Genomic DNA, 25254 nt, shown 5'->3' with positions numbered 1-25254 from the left:
TAAATATTGAGATTAATCCGAGAATAAAGAATTTAAGATTGGCTAAGGGTTTGACTCAACAACTCTCGCAGCTTTTTGAGTTGAAAATTTTCCGCAAGCTGGATCACTTGTTGAGTGAAAGCGAAATAAATCGGATCATGAGTTTGGATCAAATGAGCTTCTTCTAGTATACCATCTACGTCTCCTTCTTGAGCTAATTCGTACAAATTTGATAAAATTTCAGATGGGATTTTTGGAGTTTCCGGCTGAGAATGGGAAGGTGGATTCTGATCCAAAATTGGAGATTCAGAGGAAATATAAATCCATTCTAACTTCAGGTGAACTTGTAATAATTCGAGTAATAGATCTGCGGAAACAGGCTTGGGTAAAAACGCATTAGCTCCCGCATCTAAACTGCGGTGTTGATCACTATCAAATACACTAGCTGAGGAAGCAATAATTACAATATCTTTGAGTTTAGGCAATTGACGTAACTGATCAATAAACGCAAACCCATCCAGAACAGGCATGATCAGATCAGTAATAATAAAATCGGGGGAAATAACTATTGCTTTTTCCAATCCTTCTTGACCATTATTCGCTTCTATGACTTCAAACCCAATCGGCTCTAATAAGTTTACAATTACCGAACGATTTGCCCAATTATCATCAACAATTAAAATCTTTTTGGGTTCTCCTTGATATCCAGTAACGATTCCTTTGCGAATATTACGAGAGGTATTTGCCCATTCTTTGGCTTCGGATATTTCCACATCAAACCAGAAAATACTGCCTGTTTCTAATTGACTTTGTACCTGAAGCTGACTTCCCATTAAGGCAACAATTTTTTGGCTAATTGCTAATCCCAAACCTGTGCCTTCTGTATTCTTTTTGGTTTCTCCCACTTGTTCAAAGGGAAGAAAAATTCGCTCTAATTGTTCTGATGTCATCCCCACTCCGGTATCTTTAATTTGAAAATGTAGGCGATACCTTGAATTTGTGGGAATAGGTGTGGCTTGAATTGAAAAGGTTACGCTTCCTTTGTCCGTAAATTTAATCGCATTTCCCAATAAATTAATTAAAACTTGTCTCAGACGTTTCTCATCAGCGCGAATCCCCATGGGAAGATTTTCTTGGGGTCGATAATTAAATTGAATTCTTTTTTGTTGAGCTTTGATATTACAAATTTCAACAACCCCTTCTAAAAAGGCAGGAAAATGGAAATCAGTTGGGTAGAGTTCTAGTTTTCGAGCTTCAATTTTGGATAAATCTAAAACATCATTAATCAGGGTTAAAAGATGATAACCACATTGCTGAATAATATCTACTCCTTTGCGTCCTTTTTCCGTCAGGGGTTCCAATTGTCCTAAAATTTGAGCATAGCCCAAAATTCCGTTTAATGGGGTGCGTAACTCATGGCTCATATTGGCTAGAAATTCACTTTTAGCTTGGTTAGCAGCATCGGCTTTTTCCTTTGCTATTGTGAGTTGGGCTGTTCGTTCTTCCACCCGTTTTTCTAATACTTTATTGGTCTGTTCTAAAGCACCAAAAGAATCCTGTAATTCTTGGCTCATTTGATTAAAGGAGCGAGCTAAAACCCCTAATTCTTTGATTTTGGGTTCTTCGACTCTGGTTTTAACTAACTCACCGCTAAACCCCTGTTGAGCCGATGTTGCAATCATTTTAGATGCAGAACTTAAGCGTAAAATTGGTTGGGTAATGTAATGGGTGGTATAAATTCCTGATATAATTGCTAAAATTAATGCCCCAAAACAAAGTAAAATTGTAGTTCGAGTATTCGCATCAATTTCTCCCATAAAATCGGACTCTGGGACAACAATAACGACTAGCCAATCTAATCCTAATTGATCTCGCCAAGGTGCAATTTGAACAAACTGTTTATCCCCTTGTAAAGAAAATTGGAGTTGTTGAATCGTTTGGATGGTTTTAAAATCTTTAAGCTTAGATTCTAAATAGTTTGCAGTTGCCTTAATTAACGGTTCTTGACTATCTGAAGCTTTTAATCGTTGCGGTTTTTGTCCGGGTTTGATGCGAAAGGGTTCTTCAGAACTCGAACTTGCAATTAACAATCCATTCCGTTCTATAATAAAAGTCTTACCGGAAGGGCTAATTTTCAGTTTTTGCAAAAAATCATTCACTTGCGATAATCGCATTTCTACCCCTAATACCCCCGTTAATTGTTGATTTTGATTGAATAAAGGATAACTGGCTGCAATACAAAGGGTATAGGGTGTAACTTCCCAATTATAAACTTTACTCCAGGTTGGTTTTCTCAAGGAATTTGCTGTAATATACCATCCTTCTTTTTGAAATAAATAGTCTTGATCACTTTTTAATACAAGTTGTGTGGGTTCTCCCTTACTATTCATTTCGTAAGTGTGCATCAAAGAACTTCCGTAAGCTTGAGAATCTACCGTATCAAAGGTAATTCTTTGATCTCCAAAATAATTGCCGACACTGGAAAACTTTCCCGTTGGCGTACCAAATAATACATAACCAATATTAAAGGTAACACGCTGTTGCCAAAAAAACTGCCCCATTTGCACTAGATTATTCGGGCTAATCGTTCCCATTTCAATCGCATGAGCATTCAGTTGATTCAGTTGCGGTGCAATCGAAAGATAACTGTTTAAATGTTGTTCAATCCGACTTCCGACTTCATGTTGTAACTGAAGGGCTAAATTATTGACTGCTTTTTGACCATTTCTTAAAGATAAATATCCCGTCAAACCAACCGCTATAAAAATTTGTAAAACAAAGGGAACAATTAGAATAACGCGAAGAGGAAGTTTCTGAAACATCGGGTCATTAATTTTGATCATATTTTCCCTCTGGTAACTGGGTAAGTGAACCTGCGTCATTCATCTTAAAATCCCAAATCGGCGTAGATTTCAGAAAGAACGCGGGCGACAGTAGCGAGATTCTGTAAAAAATTTAACATTTAACAATCTAGCTGATCAAGTCCTTCAGGTTCCTTCTCTCTCTGCTAGGCTATCACAACCGGGAACCTTAACTTTTATTCCATCAGTCCCAAATTCCTTAAACAATTTTCTTGAAACTTAAGGATAATTTTCTCGTCTTATCCTGTAAAATACAAAAGGCTGATTTATCCTGCTGTTCAATTAAGCGAATTCGCTTCAATTTCACAGGCTAAAACTTCTGATTTTTCAGTTTAATTCGACCTTTCCCATTGCTAACTCTGAAGTTAATATGCTGATTGTTCAAAAATACGGTGGTAGTTCTGTCGGTTCCGTTGAACGCATTCAATCCGTTGCTCAACGGGTATTAAAAACAGCCCAAGATCATCAAGTGGTTGTCGTTGTTTCTGCAATGGGAAAAACCACTGATCAATTAGTAAGTTTAGCTCAACAAATTTCTGCGACTCCTAACCGTCGAGAAATGGATATGTTACTCTCTACGGGAGAACAAGTCAGTATTGCTTTATTAAGTATGGCATTGCAGGAATTAGGACAACCTGCGATTTCTTTAACTGGTGCTCAAGTTGGAATTGTTACCGAAGCTGAACACACTCGCGCCCGAATTTTAAGTATTGAAACTCAACGCATGGAACGCCACTTAAATCAAGGACAAGTGGTGGTGGTCGCCGGATTTCAAGGGGTAAGTAGTCAAGATGATTTAGAAATTACAACATTAGGACGAGGGGGGTCTGATACCTCTGCGGTGGCGTTAGCAGCCGCTTTAAAAGCAGATGTATGTGAAATTTATACCGACGTTCCAGGGATTTTAACCACCGATCCTCGCTTAGTTCCCAATGCTCAATTAATGGCAGAAATTACCTGTGATGAGATGTTAGAACTCGCCAGTTTAGGGGCGAAAGTTTTACATCCTCGTGCAGTAGAAATTGCCCGTAATTATGGGGTTTCTTTAGTCGTGCGTTCTAGTTGGACAGATGACCCCGGAACGAAAGTCATCGCCCCCAAACCTCAACCCCGACCCTTAGAAGGATTAGAATTAGCCCGTCCGGTAGATGGTGTTGAATTTGATACGAATCAAGCCGCAGTTTCCTTATTAAGAATACCCGATCGTCCTGGAATTGCAGCAAAATTATTTGGGGGAATTGCGGTACAAAATTTAGATGTGGATTTAATTATTCAATCTATTCATGAAGGGAATAGTAATGATATTACCTTTACTGTAGAACGAGATTATTTTACTAAAGCGATCGCCGTTGCTGATGCTTTATTACCTGCTTTAGGAAAACCGAATCATTCTGATCTGGGTAATGCTGAAGTAACTGGAGATGACACCCCTATTGCTAAAGTCAGTATTGTCGGCGCGGGAATGATTGGACGGCCAAAAGTTGCCTCTCAAATGTTTAATACTTTAGCAGAAGCGGGTATTAATATTCAGATGATTTCGACTTCAGAAGTTAAAGTGAGTTGTGTCATTGCAGCCGAAGATTGTCAACAAGCGGTTACTGCCTTATGTCAATCTTTTGAAATTAGTTCTGATTGTAAAATTACTAGCAATTTTGAGCTAGAAAAACCGCCTGTTGATCCCAGTTTACCCCCTGTCCGAGGTGTAGCATTAGATATTAAACAAGCTCGTTTAGCCATTCGCCATATTCCAGATCGTCCAGGGATGGCAGCCAAAATATTCTCTATTTTAGCGGATCATAATATTAGTGTGGATATGATTATTCAATCCCAACGCTGTCATCAAGTCAACGGAATTTTAGCACGGGATATTGCTTTTACAGTCGCCCAAGGGGATGCCGATGAAGCTGAAAGGATTTTAACACAAGCCTCATCTGAATTGGGTTATAGTGAAATTATCGTGAATAAATCCATTGCTAAAGTTAGTGTGGTGGGTTCAGGAATGGTTCATCATCCAGGGGTTGCTGCTAAAATGTTTGAAGCCTTAGCAAAGCGAAATATTAATATTTTAATGATTGCGACTTCTGAAATTAAAATTAGTTGTTTAGTGGATGAAAACCAAGGCGTAGAAGCGTTAAAAGCCGTTCATGAAATTTTTGAATTATCCGGTGAGGAAACCTTTATTGTACCTGAACGTGCGCCCGTTGCTTAATAGAATTTAGCTTCAGTCAAACTAGAGTAATATAGAAACAGGGTTTTATAGTCAAAATAGGATAATTTTATTTCCTAGATAATAGCTATAAATCCTGTTTTTTATTAGATTCATCAATTTCTGAATAGTAGTAATATTAAGGAAATAACCATGCTGACTAAACAAGAATGGGACTGGTTAGCAACTGGATCTGAATATCAAATGGCTGTCATGATCCAGCAATTCTTACAGGAGAATCAAGTAATGGAAGCAAAAGAAGGTTTAGAATCTCTAATTGAAGCAATGGGAAGAAATGACAGACGCGCCTTAAAAAGTCAGTTAATTCGGTTAATGGTTCATGTGATAAAATGGAAATGTCAACCTCAAAAACGCAGTTCTAGTTGGGCAATTAGTATTCTTTCGTCACGTCGAGAAATCGAAGATATTCAAGAGGAAGTACCCAGCTTAAATCGAGATTTTATTGAATCAATTTGGGATAAATGTTTTCAAGCTGCTGTCAAAGAAGCAGAACTTGAAATGAGGAAAGTTAAATGTCATTTGACTTCCCTGAGTTGGTCAGAAGTGTTTGAAGATGAATATATTTTATCGGATGATGAGCAAGAAGATTAGTAATCTCAAGAAACCGGGTTTCTAATTAAATTTAATTGTATCCCATCAAGATTTGTTAAGAAACCCGGTTTCTGGACTGCGATCGCAAACAATCAATAAACTGGATTTCTAATTGAGATTATCTGTAATATATAGCATTATATTTGTTATTTTGATTGCTTACAACTTAACCACTCTTTTCAGACTTGGGACAGACATCAAAGACTAATTGAGAACGATAAAAACACACATCAAATTCTAAAAAGAAGTTCATACGTCCTAGCAACAAAGGCACATCATCTGATAAGCACCACGCAAAGACTAAACGAACAGATGGAAATGATCCAATTTCCGCCGATAATATTAAACCTCTGGCTTCAACAGGTGCTAAATTACCCCCCAGCATCACAGACGTTGTTTGTTCATCCCAAATTCCACCAAGCTGAATGCCAACATTGTAAGGAAGAACATTGACACTTGCACCTGTATCTAATAAACCCGAAACTGTTACTGATGAATTATGATAGCTTAATGTTATTGGTAATTTAGGGAGAAAATCGGGGATACCAAAAATATCAGATTCTTCTACAAAAGGAAACCTTTGAGCATTACGCATTTTTTGTTAATTTGTCTTCTTCTAAAAGTTGAGCGAGTTGATGGGCAGCTTCATGAGAATTCAGGGGTGACCAAATCTCATAAGTTGCACCTTGTTCTAACGATGGATTTTCTTCTTTTGCTAATTCCAAAACTAGAAACTGCATGACTTTTAATTTGTCGATACGGGGTAAGTTTCGCAAGGCGGGAAACAAATCTGTTACGTTCATTGTTAATCTATTGGAAACTCCTACACTTCAAATATAACAGAAATTGCTCTCCCACAGCTATCACCTGTCAGCTTAGGTATGATAAATTGATGAATATTGGTAATATCAAGGAAATAGCCATGCTGACTAAACAAGATTGGGACTGGTTAGCAGTGTGTTCTCATTATCAAACGGCTGTCAACGTCCATAAACTTCTCAAAGAAGGAAAATCTATGGAAGCAACAGAAGGTTTAGAATCTCTAATTGAAGCAATGGGAAGAACTGAAAAAAGAGCCGTAAAAAGTCAGTTAATTCGTTTAATGCTTCATGTTATTAAATGGAAATGTCAACCTGAAAAACGCAGTGCTAGTTGGACAATTAGTATTCGTTCAGCCCGTCGAGAAATTCAAGAAAGTCAAGAAGAAATTCCCAGTTTGAATCGTAATTTTCTTGAGTCTATTTGGGAAAAATGTTTTGAGAACGCGGTAAAGGATGCTGAGGATGAAATGGGGAAAAAATGTCGATTAACCTCACTGTCTTGGTCAGAGGTTTTTGAAGATGAATATATTTTATTGGATGATGAGCCAGAGGATTAAAAAAACTCAAGAAACCGGGTTTCTAACTAAAGTTAGTTGTATCCTATCAAGATTTGTTCAGAAACCCGGTTTCTGGGCGATCGCAAACACTTAAGAAACCGGGTTTCTAACTAAAGTTAGTTGTATCCTATCAAGATTTGTTGAGAAACCCGGTTTCTGGGCGATCGCAAACACTTAAGAAACCGGGTTTCTAATTAAAGTTAATTGTATCTTATCAAGATTTGTTAAGAAACCCGATTTCTGGGCGATCGCAAACACTTAAGAAACCGGGTTTCTAATTAAAGTGGAGATTATCTGTAATATATAGTATTAGATTTGTTCTTTTGGTTGCTGACAACTTAACAACTCTTTATTAGTAATATTAAGGAAATAGCCATGCTGAATTGGATGATTGGCCAGAGGATAAAATATTTTACTATTATTTAGGAATACTCTGGACAATCAAATAACTAACGAACAGGCTTAAATCCCTGTACAAAATCAATCCATGAATCTACTTTTGAACCTGTAATATCTAAAATCTGAATAGAACGAGTTCTAGGAATGGGTGGCCCTGCTTCTTCTTGAGAGTATTCAATGACTGTTGATTCAGGTTGACCTAAACCGTAACGGTTAACAATTCGATTTGCTAGGTCACAACTAATAAAGAATTCCCCCATATTAATTTGACCATTACCAGCATAATATAACCAAGTTCTTGAACTACCTTGATTATTACAATCATAATAAGTCACTTCAAACATTTTAGCGATATGCACATCATAAAGCCTCAATTTTCCCCCATAAGCAGCACGAGTTGTATCTCGGTCAGGAACAGTCATTGTATAAATTCCTTCGCCATGTTGTAACCTCATGGGAACTGCGGTAGACTGTGCCAAGACTGATGTAGAATTGCCAATTAGTTCAATCAATGGAATGATTGATACAATTAAAAATTTACCAAAATTATTCAGCATTGAAATTTGCTCATAGAAAGGATAATATTGATATGATATCCGGTTAAAGCCACCAAATCTCGGTAGGGGCGGGTTCACCCAGATATTGAATACCCATCAAAGATTTTACTAAACCCGCCCTTCTTCTTCTCAAATATTAAGTCTATTTAGAGATTAAATTAGAAAAAACTAAAATTTTAAATAGCCACCCACTAATAATTAACATGACTGATACAGCTAAAGCCGAGCCATTTTCAGGTATTTTTGAAATTTGATGACAACCTGTATAAATCATTAAAATTGTATAAGTTATCGCTATTACAGAAAAAACCGCAATAATTTCTAAATTTACCAGCCCTAAAAAGTAAGAAATTAAAATGAATAAAGATATGGGGATTAAAGCTGTACCTGCAATAAATATATCTGCTTTTATACTCCCAGCACCTCGAAATAGTTTACGAGTTACAAAACTTGCCCCTGCAATACTTAAAAAACTGGTAATGCTCAGAGCAACTAAGCTGAAAAGTGATATTTCAGAAATCCAGCCCTGACTTTCAAATTTATTAAATGCTAAGATTATACAAAGAACGTAAGCTACGCCAAAAGTAATTCCAACTCCTAATGCTCTTTTTTCTCCTAATCCTTGAAAAAAGATAGGTAGACCCCCTACAGGATTAACTAAGAAAATTTTTAATCCTTGAATAGCATCATTGAGCGTTGATTTAACTTGACTAGCAACCAAGTTTTGCTTTTCTTTGTCGTTCATAGTTCGATCACTAATAAAATAAAGGACTGAATGATAGTTCTAAAATCAAATCAGAAAACTTAAGCTAAATAATCACAAAATCATTTGCAGTTAAAGTAAAGTTATCTCGATCCCGTCCTAGCACTGCCAGTAACTCACCACCGGACTCAATCTTCAAAAACTTAGTGATATCACTTTCAAAGTTTTTCTCAACGCTTCCTTGTCCAAAAATACTATCAATCTGTTGCGGTTGAATATCGCTAATTACTAATTGTTCAAAGGTGACAGCAACTAAACCAATTTTATCCTCACCATTAATAAAGTCTAAAATTAAGTCAGCATTTTCAGTACCCGTCGGAATTTCATTAAGATCAGCAGTTTTACTGATAATAAAAGTATCTGATCCACCTTTTTCCTCAAAATCACCTCTTAATATATCTTGACCCCTATCTCCAGAAATATTATTATCACCTCCATTACCAATTAACAGATCTTTACCTTGACCTCCAAATAAAGCAGTATCTTCAGAATAACTGGATACACTGATTATTGAATCATCCCCTAAATTACCGAATAAAAAGTCTTTACCTTGACCAATATTAATTACACGAAAAGCTGAATCACTAATAATATCGTTTCCTTGACCCCCATAAATTGTATCGTAGTCAAAATTTCCTTCTAATGAATCGTTGCCTTCATTACCATATAAAATATCATTATTTTGACCACCTACTATTGTATCATTTCCCTCCATTCCAAACAAAATGTCCTTCCCCTTAGCTCCAACAATAGAATCTTGTCCTGACAAACCTAATATTGTGTAAGAGATTGTATCTTCATAATTTTCTGTCCTAATAGTATCGTTATCGATACTGCCAGAAAATTGACTGAATTGATCTAAATCTGACTTGGAAATAATATAGTTACCCATTGGTTCTCAATCCTTAAACGTTACAAACCGACAGATTAAAAACAAATCTTTAGATTAATCTGTGATTCTTTAATTTATTATTTGGTTATCCGCAAAAATTTGTAAAGCCCGAAAAAACCTAATCAAGTGATCAATTTAATAAACTGAAAAAGTTTAGTTAGTTCATCTTCATCTACGGATTGCTTAAACACGGCAACCCCTTGATTTAACTGTTCGATGGGTTGACCGGACATCGAACCTGAGTTATCCAGTAACAAAACAACTGGACAGCGTGGTTCCTGATTAATCGCAAAATCGCTTAGATTCCCTGTTGGCATAGGTTTCCTCTCTTTCTCTGGCTTGTCAAACTCTGCTATAACTGATAATAAATTAACTAACATCTAATTATCTACTGACTAACGTTAGAATTTATGTTAGAATTGTGTTAGCAAATTTTTATACCCGAAATATGGCTCAAGTGGACAAAATGTTCAGCCAAGCAGCCCAGGAGTGGGATTTAGAAAGTCTTTATGCTGACTTAGCATCGGCTAAGGGAAAACCTCTGACTCCGATTGAAAAAGCTCATTTAAGAGGGTTATTGTCCGGCTGTAGCCCCTCTGAAATTGCCGAAAAATTAGATAAAATTCCCAGGGGTGTCGAATCAGATCTATGTGCAACCATTTATAAATATGTCAAATATTTGTTAGATAAAACTGAAAAAGTAGAAAATTGGCGTAAGATTTATGAATGGCTGGATGAATCCGGTTATAAATCAAAGTTAGAGAAAGTTGCTGTTAAAACTTTATTACCTGAACAAAGCATTGTTAATATCACTAATTTTAATATTGAACAAGATCAAATCGTTTTTCAGTTTCATCTAACAATCCCCACATCAGAACTTCCTGAACTCTCGATACCTGATTGTCAGACGGATAAAAATAGTGATAATAATTATACCGATAATAATTAAATTCCTCAGCTAGTGAATCATTCTTTTCCTTTTCTGTTACTTTTTCAGCAAGCCCTATTTAATCCAAAAACCGGGTTTCTCAGCTTTTGTAAAGACTGATATCCAGATTTTGATTTCAGAAACCCGATTTCTGGAAATGAGCAATAAAACTGCTATAGCACCCGTAAAATACTCGGAATACTATCAATTGAATCTAAGCTTTTAATTTCATTTAATGCTTGATGGAAATTCCCCTCCAGAACATCATGAGTCACGACTACAATTTCCGCTAAGTTTTCCTGAAATCCGGTTTGAACAATCGACTCTAAACTAACATTATGTTTGCCGAAACAGGTTCCGATGTTTCCAATCACCCCCGGCGAATCTTTCGTGAGAAAACGAACATAAAACCGGGTAATTAAATCCTCCATCGGTGCAATTTTACAATAATGTTGATGGGTACAACTCATCAGTTCATGGGTAACAACAGGACTCACGATTTCCGCTTCTTGCATTTGCAGAACAGCGACAATATTTAAAATATCGGAAACGACAGCACTGGCCGTTGGCCCAGAACCAGCACCTCGTCCAAAAAACATCACCTGTCCAATGGGTTCACCTTCGACTAAAATCGCGTTGTAAACATCATTAATACTCGCTAACGGATGAACTTTAGGAACTAACGTGGGATGAACTCGAACAGATAATAAATCCTGTTCAGGAGTGGCGTGGGGATCTCGCGCGGCGATCGCGAGTAACTTAATCACAAATCCCAATTTTTCCGCATAGGTAATATCCGTCGCCGTAACTTTTCTAATGCCTTCACAGTACACTTGTTCTAATTTAATTCGGCCTGCAAAAGCCAAAGAAGCCAGAATTGCAATTTTATCCCCAGCATCCAACCCATCAATATCGGCGGTGGGATCAGCTTCTGCATAGCCTAAGCGTTGAGCATCAGCTAAAACGTCAGCAAAATCTGCCCCTTCATTTTTCATCCGGGTCAAAATATAGTTAGTTGTACCATTAATAATTCCCGTGACTTTATGAATTCGATTTGCGCCTAACGACTGTTTTAAAGGTTGAATCACCGGAATTCCCCCCCCAACAGCGGCTTCTAAAAGAACATACACGCCTTTTTCGTTCGCCGCATCAAAAATTTCACTACCATAGCGGGAAATCACGGCTTTATTGGCAGTAACAACGTGTTTACCATTTTCAATGGCTTGTAAAATTAGCGATCGCGCGGGTTCCAAACCGCCAATTAATTCCACAACAATATCAACCGCCGGATCAATGACAATTTCTTCTAAATCCGTTGTTAATAAATATTCGGGTATATTCACACTCCGGGGTTTAGACAGCGATCGCACCCCCACCCGATGCAAACTTAACTCCGATAACAACGGATGACGACCTTCTGGGTTCAACAAAATTTCAACGGTTCCCGTCCCAACGGTTCCCAGTCCTAATAAACCAATTTTAAAAACCACGATTCCAAATTGTCCCTAACGCAAGGCTACACTCCCCATTTTGACATTATCAGGGAGTTATCAGTTGTCAGTTGTCAGTTATCAGTTATCAGTTATCAGTGCAAAAGTCAAGAGTTACAAGCCGATCAACTCATCCCCTCATCCCCTCATCCCCTCCCCTTGTCCCCTTGTCCCCTCATCCCCTTGTCCCCTTCCCCCCTCATCCCCTCATCCCCCCATCCCCTTGTCCCCTTGTCCCCCATCCCCTTGTCCTCTACTTAGGACGGATGAAGGCGATCGCATGACGGCCAATTAGGATTTGTTGGTTGTTTTGATCTTGTAAGCAAAGACAGTTTGGGTCTTGCCAAAGAATGGTTCCTTCGAGAATATCATTGGTGAGGAGTTTGATTGCGACGGCGTTTTTATCCTTCGTATAGCTTTGAACTTTGCGAATGCTGGGTAAATCAGTATTGAATTCAGACATAAGGAGTTGTTTAAAAGTCAGCGTTACAAATCATAATAGGAAAGAGTGAGCCATCCCGGATTTCCAATCTGTTGCTCACCCGACTTCCAAGGTTAAAACGGATAATGTTAAGGATAGCAGTGGAGGCATCAATGACGATTCAATTTACGAAATATCACGGTTTAGGTAATGATTTTATCTTGATTGATAATCGTCATCAATCAGAACCCCTGATCACCCCAGAACAAGCCGTAGAACTGTGCGATCGCAATTTTGGCATTGGGGCCGATGGAGTTATCTTTGCCCTACCTGGAACCTCCACCACTGACTATACCATGCGAATTTTTAACTCTGATGGTTCCGAACCTCAGATGTGTGGCAATGGGATTCGCTGTTTGGCCAAATTTATTGCTGAATTAGAAAACCGCCAGCAAATCACCGACCCCGTGAGTTACAAAATCGATACCTTAGCGGGTGTGATTACCCCTCAGTTACAACTTGATGGTCAAGTTAAAGTGGATATGGGGCTACCCCGACTCTTGGCTCAAGAAATTCCTACCACCTTAGCCACTGCTGATGAAAAAGTCATTAATATTCCCTTAGAAGTGGCGGGACAGTCTTGGAATGTTACCTGTGTCAGTATGGGAAATCCCCACTGTATTACCTTTGTCGAGGATGTTTCGGCGATTAAACTTGGGGAAATCGGCCCTTTATTTGAACATCATTCTGTTTTTCCTGAACGGACAAATACTGAATTTATTCAAGTCGTGAACCGAAATTATATTAAAATGCGAGTCTGGGAACGTGGCGCGGGTGCAACTCTAGCCTGTGGAACTGGAGCTTGTGCATCTGTGGTGGCTGGAGTTTTAACCGGAAATTGCGATTTTGTTGTTACAGTGGAGTTACCCGGAGGTTGTCTTGACATTGAATGGTCAAATCACGATCAACATTTGTACATGACAGGGCCAGCACAACGGGTGTTTAGCGGGGAATATTAAGCCTTAGAAATAACCGAACCTAGAAATTAAAAAGGTAAATAATATGGGTGGAGGGATTTATCTCATTCAGGATGATGATCGGCTGGTGGAACTGATGGAACAGCCTTATGATTCTGAAGATCAAATACAAGAATTATTAGAAACCTATCCTAATCTTTTAGCTGGGGATGAAGTTGATCGGGTAACGTCTCGACGCTGGTTATTAATTGCACGAGATATTACCATTCCTGCTGAGGAAGATGATGGCAGTCGCTGGTCAGTTGATCACTTATTTTTGGATCAAGATTCTATCCCTACCATTGTTGTCGTTAAACGCAGTCGCAATGCGGAAGGGCGACAAAAAATGATCGGTCAAATGTTAGATTATGCGGCGAATTTAGCTTTATATTGGCCGATAGAATCTATTATTGCTCAATTTGAAGCCAACTGTCGAGAACAAGGTCGAGATCCCGAACAAGTTTTTGAAGAATTTCTCGGTTCTGATCTCAATGAAGATGGATTTTGGCAAAAAGTCAGAACGAATTTGCAAGCTGGAAAACTGCGTTTAGTGTTTGTAGCGGATGATATTGCTAATCCCTTAAGACGGGTTGTAGAATTTCTGAATAAACAAACAGATTTAGTGGAAGTTTTAGCGTTAGAAATCAAACAATATGTCAGTCAAGAGGGCTTAAAAACCTTAGTTCCTCGGTTAATTGGTCAAACAGCAGAAGCTCAACAAAAAAAATTGAGTGCGATGGGAGAACGCCGTCGTTGGGATGAAGTTTCCTTTTTTGAAGAATTCCAAGTACGTCGGGGTGGCGATGAAGCAGAAATGGCTGAAGAAATTCACAACTGGGCCAAACGTCAAGAACCTGAAGTTATCATTCAGTGGGGAACAGGAGATCTCTATGGAGGGTTTACCGCTTTATTACAATCTAAAGGTCGAAAACCTTTAAAATTATTTACCGTTGATATTTCAGGACGTTTGGAAATTTCGTCTAATAAATACGGTTCTCAACCTCCTTTTGATCAACAGGAAAAATGGTTGGAACTCAGAAATAAATTGAGTGCTATTGGTTTATCTCTTCCCCTAGAACCTACAGAATATCGAGAACCAACCCTACAGTTATCTAGCCTCCAAGATCAATCGGTATTACAAGAAGTTCTAAAAACGTTTGATTGGGTTATTTCGATAATTAAAGCCTGAAGGATTAAAAAGTGCGATCGCTTTTTCTATGATTCGGGTTGACAAAAGCGACCTGTAACTCGCTTGTTCTTTAATTAACATTAAAATATAAGGGGGAGAAAGCCAAGGATCAACCCAGATTTCCGCAAACTCCCATTCTAGCTCTAAATTCATACAAGAAACCGCAATTGCCTGTTTATCAGGATCGCGGGGATCATTGACATAAATTAAAATATTTGTGTCAACAGCGTTCATGCAAAATATCCCGTGTAAACTGAGGGGAATTAGAAGGAATAGGGTTTTATTGCATTCTCTCTACAAGTTGCTTTAGAAAATGCTGTCTAGCGTCAATGTCAGTGATCTGGGGTGAAATGACTTGGGGTGACTGCACAAAAAGCTCAACTTCAACCCCTTCAGGCAAGTTACAGGGGTTTTTCAGAATAAATGTGCCATTCTGATAAATTGCTTTCAAGGCTTTAGGCATAATCAAACTAAACTGAATCTAGGGTCATAGCATTTCAGGGCCACTAGATTCTCATTATAGTTTAGATTTTATTAGGTTATTATACTAGATATTTAATGGGTTAACAGTTAACATGGTTTCCAATCAATTACTAGAACTCGAAAACTTTATCCATCAATTACCTGTAGAAGATAAGCTATGGTTATTAGGACAAATTATGGTACAACTCCGACAAGGTGCTGAAACCATTAATGGTAGAGACAAAGCAGCAGATATTCAGTATGATGCCACTGCTAAACCCATCTGGGAAATTGCTGTTGAAATCGGAGCCAATATTCCTGAATCTGAATGGGAAAAAGTGCCGAGTGATTTGTCAAAAAACTTTGATCTTTATCAAAATTAGGAAGAATGAGACGAGTTTTTGCAGATACGGGTTATTGGGTAGCTTTGCTAAACCCTAAAGACGAATTACATCAGAAAGCGCGAGATCTATCTAAGCAAATGGATTTGCTTTATATTTTGACCAGTGAAATGGTTTTAGCAGAAGTTTTGAATGATTTTTCTAAAAGGGGCGCGTTTTTTCGTCAGGCTGCGATTGAGTTAATTGAAAGTCTCTATAACCATCCTAATGTGACAGTAATTCAGCAAAGTAGTAGTCAGTTTCAGGAGGGGTTATTGTTGTACAAAAAAAGGCTAGATAAAGAATGGAGTATAACTGATTGCGTTTCTTTTAAAATAATGGAAGAATATGGCATTACAGAAGCTCTGGCTTATGATAAGCATTTTGAGCAGGTCGGTTTTATTGCTTTATTGCGAGATTGATTATTAGGTTTTGCGATCAACTGGGTTGCTCAATTAAAAAGTGCGATCGCTTTCCCATCTCGGAGGGAATCGTTGAGTTTTTGGATTGGCAAATCTTTGTGGAGGTTGGGTTTTGTTGCCTCAACCCAACCTAATATATAGTGCTATCCTGGGAACGAGGAATTCGCACAATCCAGATTTGAGCATCAGGGTAAGTAATTTCAACCCAAACTTTACCAATATTTGCAATTATTTATTTTTTTAACTCTATTCATCATAATCGTCCCCATAATTCGTATTGTCGAAAATGGTAGGTTGTAACCAATTATTTGTGAATTTTGATAGGAGTCTTGCATTACTGTAAGCCTTGTGTATTGGTAAAACAGTTTTTACTACATATAAGTTTCCTTGAGTTTGAATGGGAATAGCGACACTAGCTTTACTGAGTTCCTGAGAAGATTCAAGATTAAGTGGTAAAAGAATCTGTAGTTGTCTTTGTTTAGGCCGCCATTGAGGTAATGCTATTCTATTACTTTTTCCGGCCAATTCTCTTAACTCTTTAATAGCATCTCTAAATACGGCAATCATATACCTTTCTCCTATGTTTTGAAAGTCTTTAGGAAATCTACTTAGGTTCTCTGCTAAAATATGCTTTTCGTAGTATTCGTCTCCTGGCATTTCAATTTCAAAATCTGGATTATAAACATAATTGGCAAAATCATTCACATCTTCAAAGTTAACATATCTTGCTACTTTAGGAACTTCTCTAAAGATTTTAGTAAAGCTTATATGTGTTCGCTCAAAAAAACCAGATAAGTGCCATTTTTTAAATGACTGAGGATTTCTATCATAGTTTTCATTGACGTGAAATAATCCAATTAAAGGCTGTGCAGATGTTCGTGAAATTAAACCTGTGTTAAAGCAAGCATACTCGGCTTTATTTTCATCCCGTGTATCGTAAACTACTTTATTTTCCTCATCAAGTCGTTGAAATGTATATTGCAAGTAATTCTTTAATATGGGGAATTCTTTGTCTTGTTTGTCTTGGTTGTCTGAGGGTAAAGTTTCTATGTCACCATAACCAGTATCACTATATTGATAATCCCAATCTTCTGGTTCTGCTTTTTCAGCTAAAATCGATAGCTTCTGCTTAAACGATGAGTCAGTAAAAAAAGCAAATTCGTCGAGTTTTCTTCCTCTTGTGTTTCTGTTAACCATACAGATTTGTGCGCTACAACTTTCTTAGTATCGCTTTTTTTATTTTTTACATCAACCCCATAAAAGTGGGATTTAGGGGGGATTTATCAATGGATTAAAAGTAAAAAAATGGGAAAGTGTGAGATTTTGTGTTTAAAAAGGGGAAAATGTGGGATAATGTGAGCTAAGATTAGCCAGAATTACAACCCAATTTAACAGCTATGGAGATTCAAGAAGCCTTGAAGTGGACGGATGATCTGATTTTTGCCAAGACAGGAAAGCATCTGGACTCACTGCAACGGGCTATTTTGGAGGGTACATGGGAATTTCGAGGATACAAGGATATCGCTGATAACTATCACTGTAGTCCTGATCATGTTAGGAAAATGGCATCAGAATTATGGGAACTTCTCTCTGATCTGTTTGGAGAAGATGTAAAAAAAAAGAATGTTCGAGCTCTTGTGGAAAATAGAGTATTTTCTTATTTTAATAATGGGGTGCAAATTGGTAGTAACATAAATGTCTGTAGCGATTTATATAATAATCCCAAAACCACAAAAGAACGATCACACTCCTTTAACAAAGAATCTCAACCCCGCCACGACCTCAGCGAAGCCCCAGAATACGATAATCGCCTCTATAATCGCACCGACGAACTCACTACCCTCAAACAATGGATACTCACAGAAAATAGCCGTATCGTTACTATTACCGGATTATCGGGTATCGGTAAAACAACCCTAGCGAGACAACTGGTAGAACAAATCAGAGATAACTTTGATTGCATCCTGTGGCGAACTCATCGCAAATTTCCGACTCTCAACGCCCTCAAAACCAACCTCATCGAGTTTTTCTCCTCAACTCACAAGAGCGAAAATCCATCCATTCTCAACGATTTAGATTCTTGCTATTCCATCCTAGACGATTTGCGATCGCACCGTTGCTTAATCATTCTCGACGACTTTCAAGACACCTTAACTCCCCGTGAATTCGTGGGAAATTATCTCCCAGAATATCAAGACTATGGTAAACTGTTAACCGAAATTGGCAGATCTCCCCATAATAGTTGTCTCCTGCTCCTCAGTTGGGAACAACCTATTGAAATCGCTAACTTAGAAACCGAAAACCGCTATTGTAAAACCCTACAACTCCAAGGTTTAGGTCAAGCCGCAACACAACTTCTAGCGGATAGAAAACTCACAGATCAGCAGAAATGGCCAGAACTGATTCAACGTTATAGCGGCAACCCCCTGTGGTTAAATATTATTGCTTCTACGATCAAAGATTTATTTAATGACCGTGTTGAGCAATTTTTATCCTATAAAACTCTATTTTTAGGAGATATAGAACCTTTAATAAAACAACATTATCAACGGTTATCCGAATCTGAACAACTTCTGATGTTGTGGTTAGCAAACCAAGATAAAACAGTTAATATTTTGAGTCAACCCACAGAATTTTCATCGGATACCGATTTTTTAAGAGCAATTCAATCTTTGAAAAAACGGAGTTTAATTCAACAAGTTAGGAATAATAAAGAATCTTATTGGAGTCTTGAACCTGCGATTAAAGAATATGTAAAAACCCAATCTTCAAGTCATAGTAAACGTTAAAGAGATTTACTTTTGGTGCGTGCGCTGCGATAGAACACCCTAGAACTTTTAGGTTTGAACAACATCAATCACTAATTCCTTTAGGCAGTGGAGTATCAATCAAAGAGAAGTTTGGGTACTTTATCGATAGTTAGTAAACTGTAAAGCAGCCGGATAATCTTCTTGTTTGAGGCGTTGAATCACCAATTGTAAATCATCTTTAGATTTAGCCGTTACTCGAACAGAATCCCCTTGAATCGAAGCTTGAATTTTCTTAAACTCATCTTTAATTAACTTCGTAATTTGTTTCGCGACCTCTGAAGTTAACCCTTTCCTAAGTTTAATTTCCTGTCTCACCCGATTCCCACTAGCGGATTCTACTTTGCCAAAATCAAAGATTTTTAAAGACAGATTTCGCTTGGCAGATTTTGTTTGTAAAATAGTATGAATGGCATCCAGGGTAAACTCACTATCAGTATTAATAACAATAGCAGTTTCCCCTAATTCTATAGTGGTTTTTGTATCTTTCAAATCATAACGGCTTTTAATTTCCCGTTCTGTTTGATCAACCGCATTGACTAATTCCTGACGATCAAAATCACTCACAACATCAAATGAATAAGTAGAAGCCATAATCAATTCAAGGATTAACAACAAAACTTGAGTTATTTTATCCCAGGAAAACCGGATTAACACTCAGTCAACTCACAATCGATAAAATTCCTGTATAGATATCGCGATCGCCGTTTTTTGGGTAAAATTTAATCAATTTCAAAGATTATAGGCCCTGAAAAATCAGCATTTTACCCCAGTTTAACAACGATCGCCCTATCGGTTTCAAAGGCATTTTGATGCGCCCAAGTTTCCCATTGAGCATCATTAATGGTTCCCCTTTTTAATCCAAATAGAACAGCGTCACAATTTTGCGCTGATTCTCAGCTTCTTCACAGGTGTTCAGGAGGGTAACACTTTCATGATAGGCAAAGCAAATTAACTGTTGACACCGCGAAATAATTTCTTGGTTACACAGTGCACTAGCTTCAGCTAAGGATAAATCATCCCCCTTGGGATTTTCCACAACATGGATGACCTGTTCTAGCTGTTTACGAGATTCTCTCGGCTGACGTTTCATGCTTTGCGGCAAAATCACCGTTAACAAATTAGGGTCAGCCCGCATTGCTCCTTTTATAGCGGCTGAGTTCGTCCCCGTTGAACCGGATGTAATCAAATGATTGCCTTCTAAAACTAAGGCATAACTCATCATCTCGATTAGGTTCTGATGGGTTAGGGGAATATGACGGGAACCCAACAAAGCAATGCGCTTGGAGCCAGTTTGTTGAATGGCTGCCAATTCTTCTAAAAAGTCATCTACTTTCGGCAGATTGATAGCTTGGTTCAAGGATAATTACAAAACATAATCAGGACAATCCTGTAGATTTTAGCAAATTCAGCGACAATTATTCGGAGTGTAACTAAAGTTTTAACCGGATTCTGTCCGGTGTGATTATGATGATACAAACAACTCCTCAACCTACCTGGGGACAACAGTTTGCCACCCCTGCGGCTGAATTTCCCCCCACACCCTTACCCGTTTTGTGGGGAAAACTCCCCTCTGGTTTAAGGGGATCTCTCTATCGCAATGGCCCTGGACGGTTGGAACGGGGCGGACGGCAAGTGGGACATTGGTTTGATGGAGATGGGGCTATTTTAGCGGTTCATTTCACCGACGAAGGTGCAACGGGAGTTTATCGTTATGTCAAAACCGCAGGCTATCAAGAAGAAGAACAAGCAAATCGTTTAATGTATGGGGGCTATGGAATGACCCCTTGTGGGAACCTTTGGGAACGCTTCACCAAACCTTTAAAAAATGCGGCAAATACTTCGGTTTTGGCTTTACCCAACAAATTATTAGCATTGTGGGAAGGAGGGCAACCTCATGGGTTAGATTTACAAACTTTAGAAACTTGGGGACTTGATAGCCTCAGCGAGTTAAGTGGCAATCTGCCCTATTCTGCCCATCCTAAAATTGATCCTAAAACGGGAGATATTTTTAATTTTGGGCAAGTTTTGGCGGGAACCCCTCAGTTAATGTTATATCGAAGCGATCGCACAGGAAAAATTAGACAACACAATAAAATTCCTTTAGATGGGATTTGTCTGATTCATGATTTTGTCCTGGCGGGTGAATATTTAATTTTTGTGATTCCGCCGTTGCGGTTACAGTTCTTACCTGTTTTACTTCAAATTAAACCTTTTAGTGAAGCGTTCATCTGGCAACCTCAAAAAACCCCTACCCAAATTTTAATCATTGATCGTCATACCCTAAAATTAGTTAATCGAATTGAAGCCGAACCTTGGTTTCAGTGGCATTTTAGTAATGGTTATGTTGAGGAAGACGGAACTGTTGTTGTAGATTTTGCCCGTTATCCCGATTTCCAAACCAATCAATATTTAAAAGAAGTTGCCACCGGGAAGACCCAAACTTTAGCAACATCAACCCTTTGGCGTATGGTTTTGCAACCCCAAACGGGTCAACTCCTGCAATTAGAAGAAATCTTAGACCGCCATTGTGAATTTCCCACTGTTTCCCCGCAAGAGGTTGGCAAAAAAGCGCATTATACCTATTTATCAATTCACAAACCGGGGGTAAATCGTGCGGTTGAAATGTTTAATTCGATTGGACGATTTAATCATCAAACCCAAACCTTACAAGAAGCAAATTTAGGTAAAAATTGTTATCCGATGGAACCTCTTTTTGTTCAGGATAGGGATAACCCTCAACAAGGATGGGTGTTAACGGTTGTTTATGATGGTGATCAAAATTGTAGTGAAGTTTGGGTTTTTGATGCAGAACATTTAGATGCTGAACCCTTATGTCGGTTAGGATTACCCAGTATTGTTCCCAATGGATTTCATGGAACCTGGAAACCCCTAAGTTAAGTTTATATCTCTAGGCTATGGGGAACTGGAAAATCATCGTTCCATTCCTGTTCCCTCTGGAATGTTAAAATTCTCCTGAATTCCTGATATTGTTGGTGAAGTCACGATTATATTACACCGGAAACCAAAATGCGATTAATTATTACCCATACCACTTTATTAAAATTACGTCCTGTGGATTCTTCTACCTTAACAGAATCCCAAAAAATTAATTTCCCTTTGGGAAGTCGCTTAATCATCCAAAACTATGAAGATTATAATTCAGATCATTACAAGATTACATTAGCTGCTTCTTTAGGGAATGGAAAAGATAAAAGTATGGTTTGGTATGTGTATAAACCCCATGCTGCTATAGTTTTCTCGGATAGAGAATTTGCAACGGTTAATCTATCAACGGATAGTAAATTAAATGTTCGTTCCTCGCCTTCTGTTGATTCTAATAATGTTATTTATCAAATTGCTAATCATGTTGATGTCGAATTAATTGAATGTACCTACAATCAAGAATTATGGTGGTTAGCGAAACCACTCAATGATGAGAAAAAAGCCTATGGTTGGATTTCGGGGAAATATTTAAAACTTTATACTCCAGAGGGATGTTCCGCTTGATAGAGTTAACGGTTGAAAAAAGTTAAGGGTGTTGGCAATTTGTTAAAAAATAATATTTCATCCTTTAATGTTTGCTACGCATCCGCATCCTGTAGAGACGCGCCATGGCGCGTCTCTACTTGTGACCTATTAGTGACCGATAGGTTGTTGTTTCGGAATCTCTATAATAATTTCTGTCCCTAGCCCAACTTCTGAAATACAAGATAAGTGACCTCCATGTTTTTCAACAATAATTTTATAACTGGTAGATAGCCCTAAACCTGTTCCTAACCCGACATCTTTAGTCGTAAAAAACGGATCAAAAATTTTAGCTAAAACATCGGTTGTCATCCCAATTCCATTATCTGCAATCCGAATTTGGACTTGATGGGAATCGGTTAATAACGTTGTGATCCAAATGATGCCGGGATCAGCTATAATATCTTCAAATGAATGTTTTTTATTGCGTTGTTCAATCGCATCAATGGCATTCGTTAATAAATTCATCAAGACTTGATTGAGTTCTCCTGCATAACATTCAATCCGAGGTAAAATCCCATATTGTTTAATCACTTGAATGGCGGGACGATGGGGTTGTTCTTTTAAACGACTTTCTAATAACATTAAGGTACTATCTAAGGTTTCATGTAAATCAATATCTTTTAATTCGGCTTCATCTAAACGCGAAAAAATTCTCAAGGATTTAACAATATCTCGAATCCGTTCTGCACCCGTTTTCATGGAATTCAATAACCGAGGGAGATCTTCAGCAATAAAATCCAGTTCAACGTCCTCTAATTTTTCTTGGATTTCCGAGGGAGGATGGGGATAATAGTTTTGATAGAGTTCAATCACAGAAAATAAATCATCCAGATATTCTTGAGCATAAGTCAGATTTCCAAAAATAAAGCTAACTGGGTTATTAATTTCGTGGGCAATTCCCCCTACCATTTGCCCTAAGCTAGACATTTTTTCGGATTGAACTAATTGAATTTGAGCTTGTTGGAGTTGGGAAAGGGTTTGTTCTAATTCTTGGGTTTTGGCAGTAGCAATTTTGGCAGATTGTTGGGATTCTGTATAGAGTTTTGCTTGATTAATCGCAATCTCTAACTGATTAATTACAGACTGCAAAAGCTCCACTTCTTGAGGTTTCCAGGGGCGGGGTTCTTGACAATGGGCTAAGACTAATGCTCCCATATCACCGGATTGAATTTTAAGAGGGAAAATCAAAACGGATTCTAATTCTAAAACCATTAAAAAATTGCGAATTGCGGGAATATGATAGCTAATAACTTGATCGATTTGGATGATATTTCCTTGTAATACAATATCACTAATCGGGTGTAAAGCATTCCCTGGATAGAGTTCGGAAATACTAGCTAAATTGTCAGCTTTGGATTCTTTTAGAATTTCCCATTCGGGAGGATTTAATTCAGCACGATATCCGACAAAATAACAGCGATCAATTTTTAAAAGTTGCCGAATTTCTTGTACTGTTGTCTCTAAAATTTTATTCCAATCTAGGGAGTTACGAATTAAATTGGCAATACAGTTTTGAATTTTTTCGCGTTCGGCTAATTCTCGCAGTTGCTTTTCGGAATTTTGCCATGCTTCTTCCGCTTGTTTGCGATCGCTAATATCTAATAGTAAACCATCCCAAACAATTGAGCCATCGGCTTGCTTCCCTAAACTTCCTCCGGCTTGAATCCATTTGAGTTTACCCGAAGGAGTAATTAAACGGTATTGATGTTGCCAAGGTTTTCCTGTATCTACGGCTTCAGCCATGGAATCCACAAAGCTATTAACATCATCAGGGTGAATTAATTTCCAGAGAAAATCAGCATTTTTTATAATGACTTCTGGCTGAATTTCAGTTAACTCTAAACATTTAGGGCTTAAATAGGTAAAATGGCCTTGTCCTTGATGATTATATTGATGATATTGATAGGTAACACCGGGTACATTTTCGGCTAATCGTTTAAACCGAATTTGTGACTCTTGTAATGCTAGTTCTGCTTTTTTGCGGGGGGTAATATCAACGGACGTGCCAATAATTCGATAGACTTTTCCTTGAGAATCTAAAATCGGATTAAGGGTGGTTAAAGAAAAGGTTTGCCTGCCCTGAAAATATATTTCTTCCTCATATTGAATTGAAGCTTTAGCTTGAACACAATCTTGATAATGGTTTAAGACTTTCTCTCCTTCCAGTAAACCTAAAATTTCACCAAAACTTTTTCCGTAAACCTCAGCAGATTTTATCCCGGTGATTTTTTCCGTTTTAGGATTCCAACCTAAACACCTAAATTCGGCTTCATTAATGACAGCTACAACAAAAATAACTTGTTCTACGCCATTATAAATATTCCATAAAAATTCTTCTGTTTCTTCTAAAACTGTTTCAGCTTTGTGATATTCTATTTTCTGATTTATCGGTTCAGGCTCGTTTAAAAATTGCCCAGTTGTGGATAATTGAAGTGGTTCAAGATCCTGGGTTTTAGGAAGAGAATGGCAACACTCTTGATAGGGTGGGGGCGGTATATTTTCTAAAATTAATCCATCCCAAATGATATCGCCATTGGGTTGAGGGCGAGGGTGGGCAATTGCCGATAAATATTTGGTTTTCCCGGATGGCGTTTGATATTGCCATTGTCGTTGCCAAGGCGTTAAATTCTGGGCGGAAGCCAAAAGAGATTGAATACAATCTTGTTGTTCGCGATCATCAATCCATCCCCACATTAAAGTAGAATTGTGCTGAATTTCATCGGGTTTTCGCTCATAAATTTGTTGGCAACTCGAACTAATGTATAAATACTCATGAGAACCATCAGGGCGTAGTAACAACTGATAAATGACTCCTGGTAAATGACTGGCGATCTGTTGCAGATTAGCTCGTTTCTTTTCGCCCTGCCGAATTATGCTTGTCATTGTTAAGGTGTGTCTGAAAACCTAAAGAAATTATATCGTTTCTGAAGGTGATCTGACTCTTCAATGTTATGTTTATTA

26 protein-coding genes are annotated in these 25254 nt (G+C 38.0%); 11 read left to right on the top strand and 15 right to left on the bottom strand.

Going from position 1 to position 25254, the window contains the following annotated elements:
* Nucleotides 1–32 precede the first annotated feature (32 nt).
* Nucleotides 33–2822, bottom strand: coding sequence for an ATP-binding protein (locus NMK36_RS10875; RefSeq protein WP_254173707.1), 2790 nt, complete (start codon nucleotides 2820–2822; stop codon nucleotides 33–35).
* A 388-nt stretch (nucleotides 2823–3210) separates the two neighbouring features.
* Between NMK36_RS10875 and NMK36_RS10870 the strand changes: the two genes are divergently transcribed.
* A complete protein-coding gene (locus tag NMK36_RS10870) occupies nucleotides 3211–5049 on the top strand; it encodes an aspartate kinase (RefSeq protein WP_254173706.1) in 1839 nt (612 codons plus the stop codon).
* 150 nt (nucleotides 5050–5199) lie between these two features.
* Nucleotides 5200–5658, top strand: coding sequence for a DUF29 domain-containing protein (locus NMK36_RS10865; RefSeq protein WP_254173705.1), 459 nt, complete (start codon nucleotides 5200–5202; stop codon nucleotides 5656–5658).
* A gap of 166 nt (nucleotides 5659–5824) precedes the next feature.
* Here NMK36_RS10865 and NMK36_RS10860 read toward each other — a convergent pair whose 3' ends face one another.
* Nucleotides 5825–6253 (bottom strand): hypothetical protein, encoded by a 429-nt coding sequence (locus tag NMK36_RS10860; RefSeq protein WP_254173704.1) that lies wholly within the window; start codon nucleotides 6251–6253, stop codon nucleotides 5825–5827.
* A complete protein-coding gene (locus NMK36_RS10855; RefSeq protein ID WP_190522329.1) occupies nucleotides 6246–6461 on the bottom strand; it encodes a hypothetical protein in 216 nt (71 codons plus the stop codon). The genes NMK36_RS10860 and NMK36_RS10855 overlap by 8 nt, the downstream gene beginning before the upstream one ends.
* Before the next feature lie 119 nt (nucleotides 6462–6580).
* Between NMK36_RS10855 and NMK36_RS10850 the strand changes: the two genes are divergently transcribed.
* Complete coding sequence (locus NMK36_RS10850) at nucleotides 6581–7036, top strand: DUF29 domain-containing protein (RefSeq protein WP_254173703.1); 456 nt, start codon at nucleotides 6581–6583, stop codon at nucleotides 7034–7036.
* 449 nt (nucleotides 7037–7485) lie between these two features.
* Here NMK36_RS10850 and NMK36_RS10845 read toward each other — a convergent pair whose 3' ends face one another.
* From NMK36_RS10845 to NMK36_RS10830, 4 genes are all read right to left on the bottom strand, one after another.
* Nucleotides 7486–7992, bottom strand: coding sequence for a hypothetical protein (locus NMK36_RS10845; RefSeq protein WP_254173702.1), 507 nt, complete (start codon nucleotides 7990–7992; stop codon nucleotides 7486–7488).
* A 142-nt stretch (nucleotides 7993–8134) separates the two neighbouring features.
* Complete coding sequence (locus NMK36_RS10840; RefSeq protein WP_254173701.1) at nucleotides 8135–8737, bottom strand: hypothetical protein; 603 nt, start codon at nucleotides 8735–8737, stop codon at nucleotides 8135–8137.
* Nucleotides 8738–8801: 64 nt separating this feature from the next.
* Nucleotides 8802–9647, bottom strand: coding sequence for a calcium-binding protein (locus NMK36_RS10835; RefSeq protein WP_254173700.1), 846 nt, complete (start codon nucleotides 9645–9647; stop codon nucleotides 8802–8804).
* Nucleotides 9648–9769: 122 nt separating this feature from the next.
* On the bottom strand, nucleotides 9770–9964 hold the full coding sequence (locus tag NMK36_RS10830; protein ID WP_254173699.1) for a hypothetical protein: 195 nt from the start codon (nucleotides 9962–9964) through the stop codon (nucleotides 9770–9772).
* 104 nt (nucleotides 9965–10068) lie between these two features.
* Here NMK36_RS10830 and NMK36_RS10825 point away from each other — a divergent pair, with 104 nt between their 5' ends.
* Entirely contained in the window at nucleotides 10069–10596 is a 528-nt protein-coding gene (locus tag NMK36_RS10825; RefSeq protein WP_367997179.1) for a helix-turn-helix domain-containing protein, read from the top strand.
* A gap of 152 nt (nucleotides 10597–10748) precedes the next feature.
* Here NMK36_RS10825 and NMK36_RS10820 read toward each other — a convergent pair whose 3' ends face one another.
* Both NMK36_RS10820 and NMK36_RS10815 read right to left on the bottom strand, forming a co-directional pair.
* Entirely contained in the window at nucleotides 10749–12065 is a 1317-nt protein-coding gene (locus NMK36_RS10820; RefSeq protein WP_254173698.1) for a homoserine dehydrogenase, read from the bottom strand.
* Nucleotides 12066–12318: 253 nt separating this feature from the next.
* Nucleotides 12319–12528, bottom strand: a complete 210-nt coding sequence (locus NMK36_RS10815; RefSeq protein ID WP_193870976.1) for an Hfq-related RNA-binding protein — start codon at nucleotides 12526–12528, stop codon at nucleotides 12319–12321.
* Between the two features lie 131 nt (nucleotides 12529–12659).
* Here NMK36_RS10815 and dapF point away from each other — a divergent pair, with 131 nt between their 5' ends.
* Nucleotides 12660–13505 (top strand): diaminopimelate epimerase, encoded by an 846-nt coding sequence (gene dapF / locus NMK36_RS10810; RefSeq protein ID WP_254173697.1) that lies wholly within the window; start codon nucleotides 12660–12662, stop codon nucleotides 13503–13505.
* A gap of 43 nt (nucleotides 13506–13548) precedes the next feature.
* Entirely contained in the window at nucleotides 13549–14691 is a 1143-nt protein-coding gene (locus NMK36_RS10805; RefSeq protein WP_072721963.1) for a hypothetical protein, read from the top strand.
* Here the strand turns inward: NMK36_RS10805 and NMK36_RS10800 are convergent.
* A complete protein-coding gene (locus tag NMK36_RS10800) occupies nucleotides 14650–14925 on the bottom strand; it encodes a hypothetical protein (RefSeq protein WP_072721964.1) in 276 nt (91 codons plus the stop codon). The two genes, NMK36_RS10805 and NMK36_RS10800, sit on opposite strands and share 42 nt — an antisense overlap.
* A 46-nt stretch (nucleotides 14926–14971) precedes the next feature.
* Nucleotides 14972–15154, bottom strand: coding sequence for an antitoxin family protein (locus NMK36_RS10795; protein WP_072721966.1), 183 nt, complete (start codon nucleotides 15152–15154; stop codon nucleotides 14972–14974).
* 112 nt (nucleotides 15155–15266) lie between these two features.
* Here NMK36_RS10795 and NMK36_RS10790 point away from each other — a divergent pair, with 112 nt between their 5' ends.
* Together NMK36_RS10790 and NMK36_RS10785 are read left to right on the top strand one after the other, a co-directional pair.
* Nucleotides 15267–15536 carry a hypothetical protein gene (locus NMK36_RS10790; protein WP_072721968.1) on the top strand — a complete coding sequence of 90 codons (270 nt, stop codon included), beginning with the start codon at nucleotides 15267–15269 and terminating at the stop codon, nucleotides 15534–15536.
* Between the two features lie 5 nt (nucleotides 15537–15541).
* On the top strand, nucleotides 15542–15955 hold the full coding sequence (locus tag NMK36_RS10785) for a type II toxin-antitoxin system VapC family toxin (protein ID WP_072721969.1): 414 nt from the start codon (nucleotides 15542–15544) through the stop codon (nucleotides 15953–15955).
* Between the two features lie 246 nt (nucleotides 15956–16201).
* Here the strand turns inward: NMK36_RS10785 and NMK36_RS10780 are convergent, their stop codons facing one another.
* A complete protein-coding gene (locus tag NMK36_RS10780; RefSeq protein ID WP_072721971.1) occupies nucleotides 16202–17152 on the bottom strand; it encodes a DUF3825 domain-containing protein in 951 nt (316 codons plus the stop codon).
* Between the two features lie 200 nt (nucleotides 17153–17352).
* On the opposite strand from NMK36_RS10780, the gene NMK36_RS10775 reads away from it, so the two are divergent.
* The gene (locus NMK36_RS10775) at nucleotides 17353–18744 is read left to right on the top strand and encodes an NB-ARC domain-containing protein (RefSeq protein WP_254173696.1); all 1392 of its coding nucleotides are present in this window, start codon (nucleotides 17353–17355) and stop codon (nucleotides 18742–18744) included.
* Between the two features lie 120 nt (nucleotides 18745–18864).
* Here NMK36_RS10775 and NMK36_RS10770 read toward each other — a convergent pair whose 3' ends face one another.
* Entirely contained in the window at nucleotides 18865–19356 is a 492-nt protein-coding gene (locus NMK36_RS10770; protein WP_072722334.1) for a YajQ family cyclic di-GMP-binding protein, read from the bottom strand.
* A 262-nt stretch (nucleotides 19357–19618) separates the two neighbouring features.
* A complete protein-coding gene (locus tag NMK36_RS10765) occupies nucleotides 19619–20122 on the bottom strand; it encodes a DNA recombination-mediator protein A (protein ID WP_072721975.1) in 504 nt (167 codons plus the stop codon).
* Between the two features lie 107 nt (nucleotides 20123–20229).
* Here NMK36_RS10765 and NMK36_RS10760 point away from each other — a divergent pair, with 107 nt between their 5' ends.
* Together NMK36_RS10760 and NMK36_RS10755 are read left to right on the top strand one after the other, a co-directional pair.
* The gene (locus NMK36_RS10760; RefSeq protein WP_367997178.1) at nucleotides 20230–21663 is read left to right on the top strand and encodes a carotenoid oxygenase family protein; all 1434 of its coding nucleotides are present in this window, start codon (nucleotides 20230–20232) and stop codon (nucleotides 21661–21663) included.
* A gap of 129 nt (nucleotides 21664–21792) precedes the next feature.
* Nucleotides 21793–22272 carry an SH3 domain-containing protein gene (locus NMK36_RS10755; protein ID WP_254173695.1) on the top strand — a complete coding sequence of 160 codons (480 nt, stop codon included), beginning with the start codon at nucleotides 21793–21795 and terminating at the stop codon, nucleotides 22270–22272.
* Between the two features lie 129 nt (nucleotides 22273–22401).
* Here the strand turns inward: NMK36_RS10755 and NMK36_RS10750 are convergent, their stop codons facing one another.
* Nucleotides 22402–25176, bottom strand: coding sequence for a PAS domain-containing sensor histidine kinase (locus tag NMK36_RS10750; protein ID WP_254173694.1), 2775 nt, complete (start codon nucleotides 25174–25176; stop codon nucleotides 22402–22404).
* Nucleotides 25177–25254 lie beyond the last annotated feature (78 nt).

Origin of the sequence: Planktothrix pseudagardhii (genome assembly GCF_904830925.1) — a bacterium.
Classification (GTDB): domain Bacteria; phylum Cyanobacteriota; class Cyanobacteriia; order Cyanobacteriales; family Microcoleaceae; genus Planktothrix; species Planktothrix tepida.
The sequence above is the reverse complement of the archived record's forward strand: the minus strand, read 5'-3'. Positions and strand labels throughout refer to the sequence as shown.

Bases quoted from the DNA above. Each gene is read 5' to 3' on its own strand.
- NMK36_RS10875 (WP_254173707.1), bottom strand. From the start codon at position 2,822: ATGATCAAAATTAATGACCCGATGTTTCAGAAACTTCCTCTTCGCGTT.
- NMK36_RS10870 (WP_254173706.1), top strand. From the start codon at position 3,211: ATGCTGATTGTTCAAAAATACGGTGGTAGTTCTGTCGGTTCCGTTGAA.
- NMK36_RS10865 (WP_254173705.1), top strand. From the start codon at position 5,200: ATGCTGACTAAACAAGAATGGGACTGGTTAGCAACTGGATCTGAATAT.
- NMK36_RS10860 (WP_254173704.1), bottom strand. From the start codon at position 6,253: ATGCGTAATGCTCAAAGGTTTCCTTTTGTAGAAGAATCTGATATTTTT.
- NMK36_RS10855 (WP_190522329.1), bottom strand. From the start codon at position 6,461: ATGAACGTAACAGATTTGTTTCCCGCCTTGCGAAACTTACCCCGTATC.
- NMK36_RS10850 (WP_254173703.1), top strand. From the start codon at position 6,581: ATGCTGACTAAACAAGATTGGGACTGGTTAGCAGTGTGTTCTCATTAT.
- NMK36_RS10845 (WP_254173702.1), bottom strand. From the start codon at position 7,992: ATGCTGAATAATTTTGGTAAATTTTTAATTGTATCAATCATTCCATTG.
- NMK36_RS10840 (WP_254173701.1), bottom strand. From the start codon at position 8,737: ATGAACGACAAAGAAAAGCAAAACTTGGTTGCTAGTCAAGTTAAATCA.
- NMK36_RS10835 (WP_254173700.1), bottom strand. From the start codon at position 9,647: ATGGGTAACTATATTATTTCCAAGTCAGATTTAGATCAATTCAGTCAA.
- NMK36_RS10830 (WP_254173699.1), bottom strand. From the start codon at position 9,964: ATGCCAACAGGGAATCTAAGCGATTTTGCGATTAATCAGGAACCACGC.
- NMK36_RS10815 (WP_193870976.1), bottom strand. From the start codon at position 12,528: ATGTCTGAATTCAATACTGATTTACCCAGCATTCGCAAAGTTCAAAGC.
- dapF (WP_254173697.1), top strand. From the start codon at position 12,660: ATGACGATTCAATTTACGAAATATCACGGTTTAGGTAATGATTTTATC.
- NMK36_RS10805 (WP_072721963.1), top strand. From the start codon at position 13,549: ATGGGTGGAGGGATTTATCTCATTCAGGATGATGATCGGCTGGTGGAA.
- NMK36_RS10800 (WP_072721964.1), bottom strand. From the start codon at position 14,925: ATGAACGCTGTTGACACAAATATTTTAATTTATGTCAATGATCCCCGC.
- NMK36_RS10795 (WP_072721966.1), bottom strand. From the start codon at position 15,154: ATGCCTAAAGCCTTGAAAGCAATTTATCAGAATGGCACATTTATTCTG.
- NMK36_RS10790 (WP_072721968.1), top strand. From the start codon at position 15,267: ATGGTTTCCAATCAATTACTAGAACTCGAAAACTTTATCCATCAATTA.
- NMK36_RS10785 (WP_072721969.1), top strand. From the start codon at position 15,542: ATGAGACGAGTTTTTGCAGATACGGGTTATTGGGTAGCTTTGCTAAAC.
- NMK36_RS10780 (WP_072721971.1), bottom strand. From the start codon at position 17,152: ATGGTTAACAGAAACACAAGAGGAAGAAAACTCGACGAATTTGCTTTT.
- NMK36_RS10775 (WP_254173696.1), top strand. From the start codon at position 17,353: ATGGAGATTCAAGAAGCCTTGAAGTGGACGGATGATCTGATTTTTGCC.
- NMK36_RS10770 (WP_072722334.1), bottom strand. From the start codon at position 19,356: ATGGCTTCTACTTATTCATTTGATGTTGTGAGTGATTTTGATCGTCAG.
- NMK36_RS10760 (WP_367997178.1), top strand. From the start codon at position 20,230: ATGATGATACAAACAACTCCTCAACCTACCTGGGGACAACAGTTTGCC.
- NMK36_RS10755 (WP_254173695.1), top strand. From the start codon at position 21,793: ATGCGATTAATTATTACCCATACCACTTTATTAAAATTACGTCCTGTG.
- NMK36_RS10750 (WP_254173694.1), bottom strand. From the start codon at position 25,176: ATGACAAGCATAATTCGGCAGGGCGAAAAGAAACGAGCTAATCTGCAA.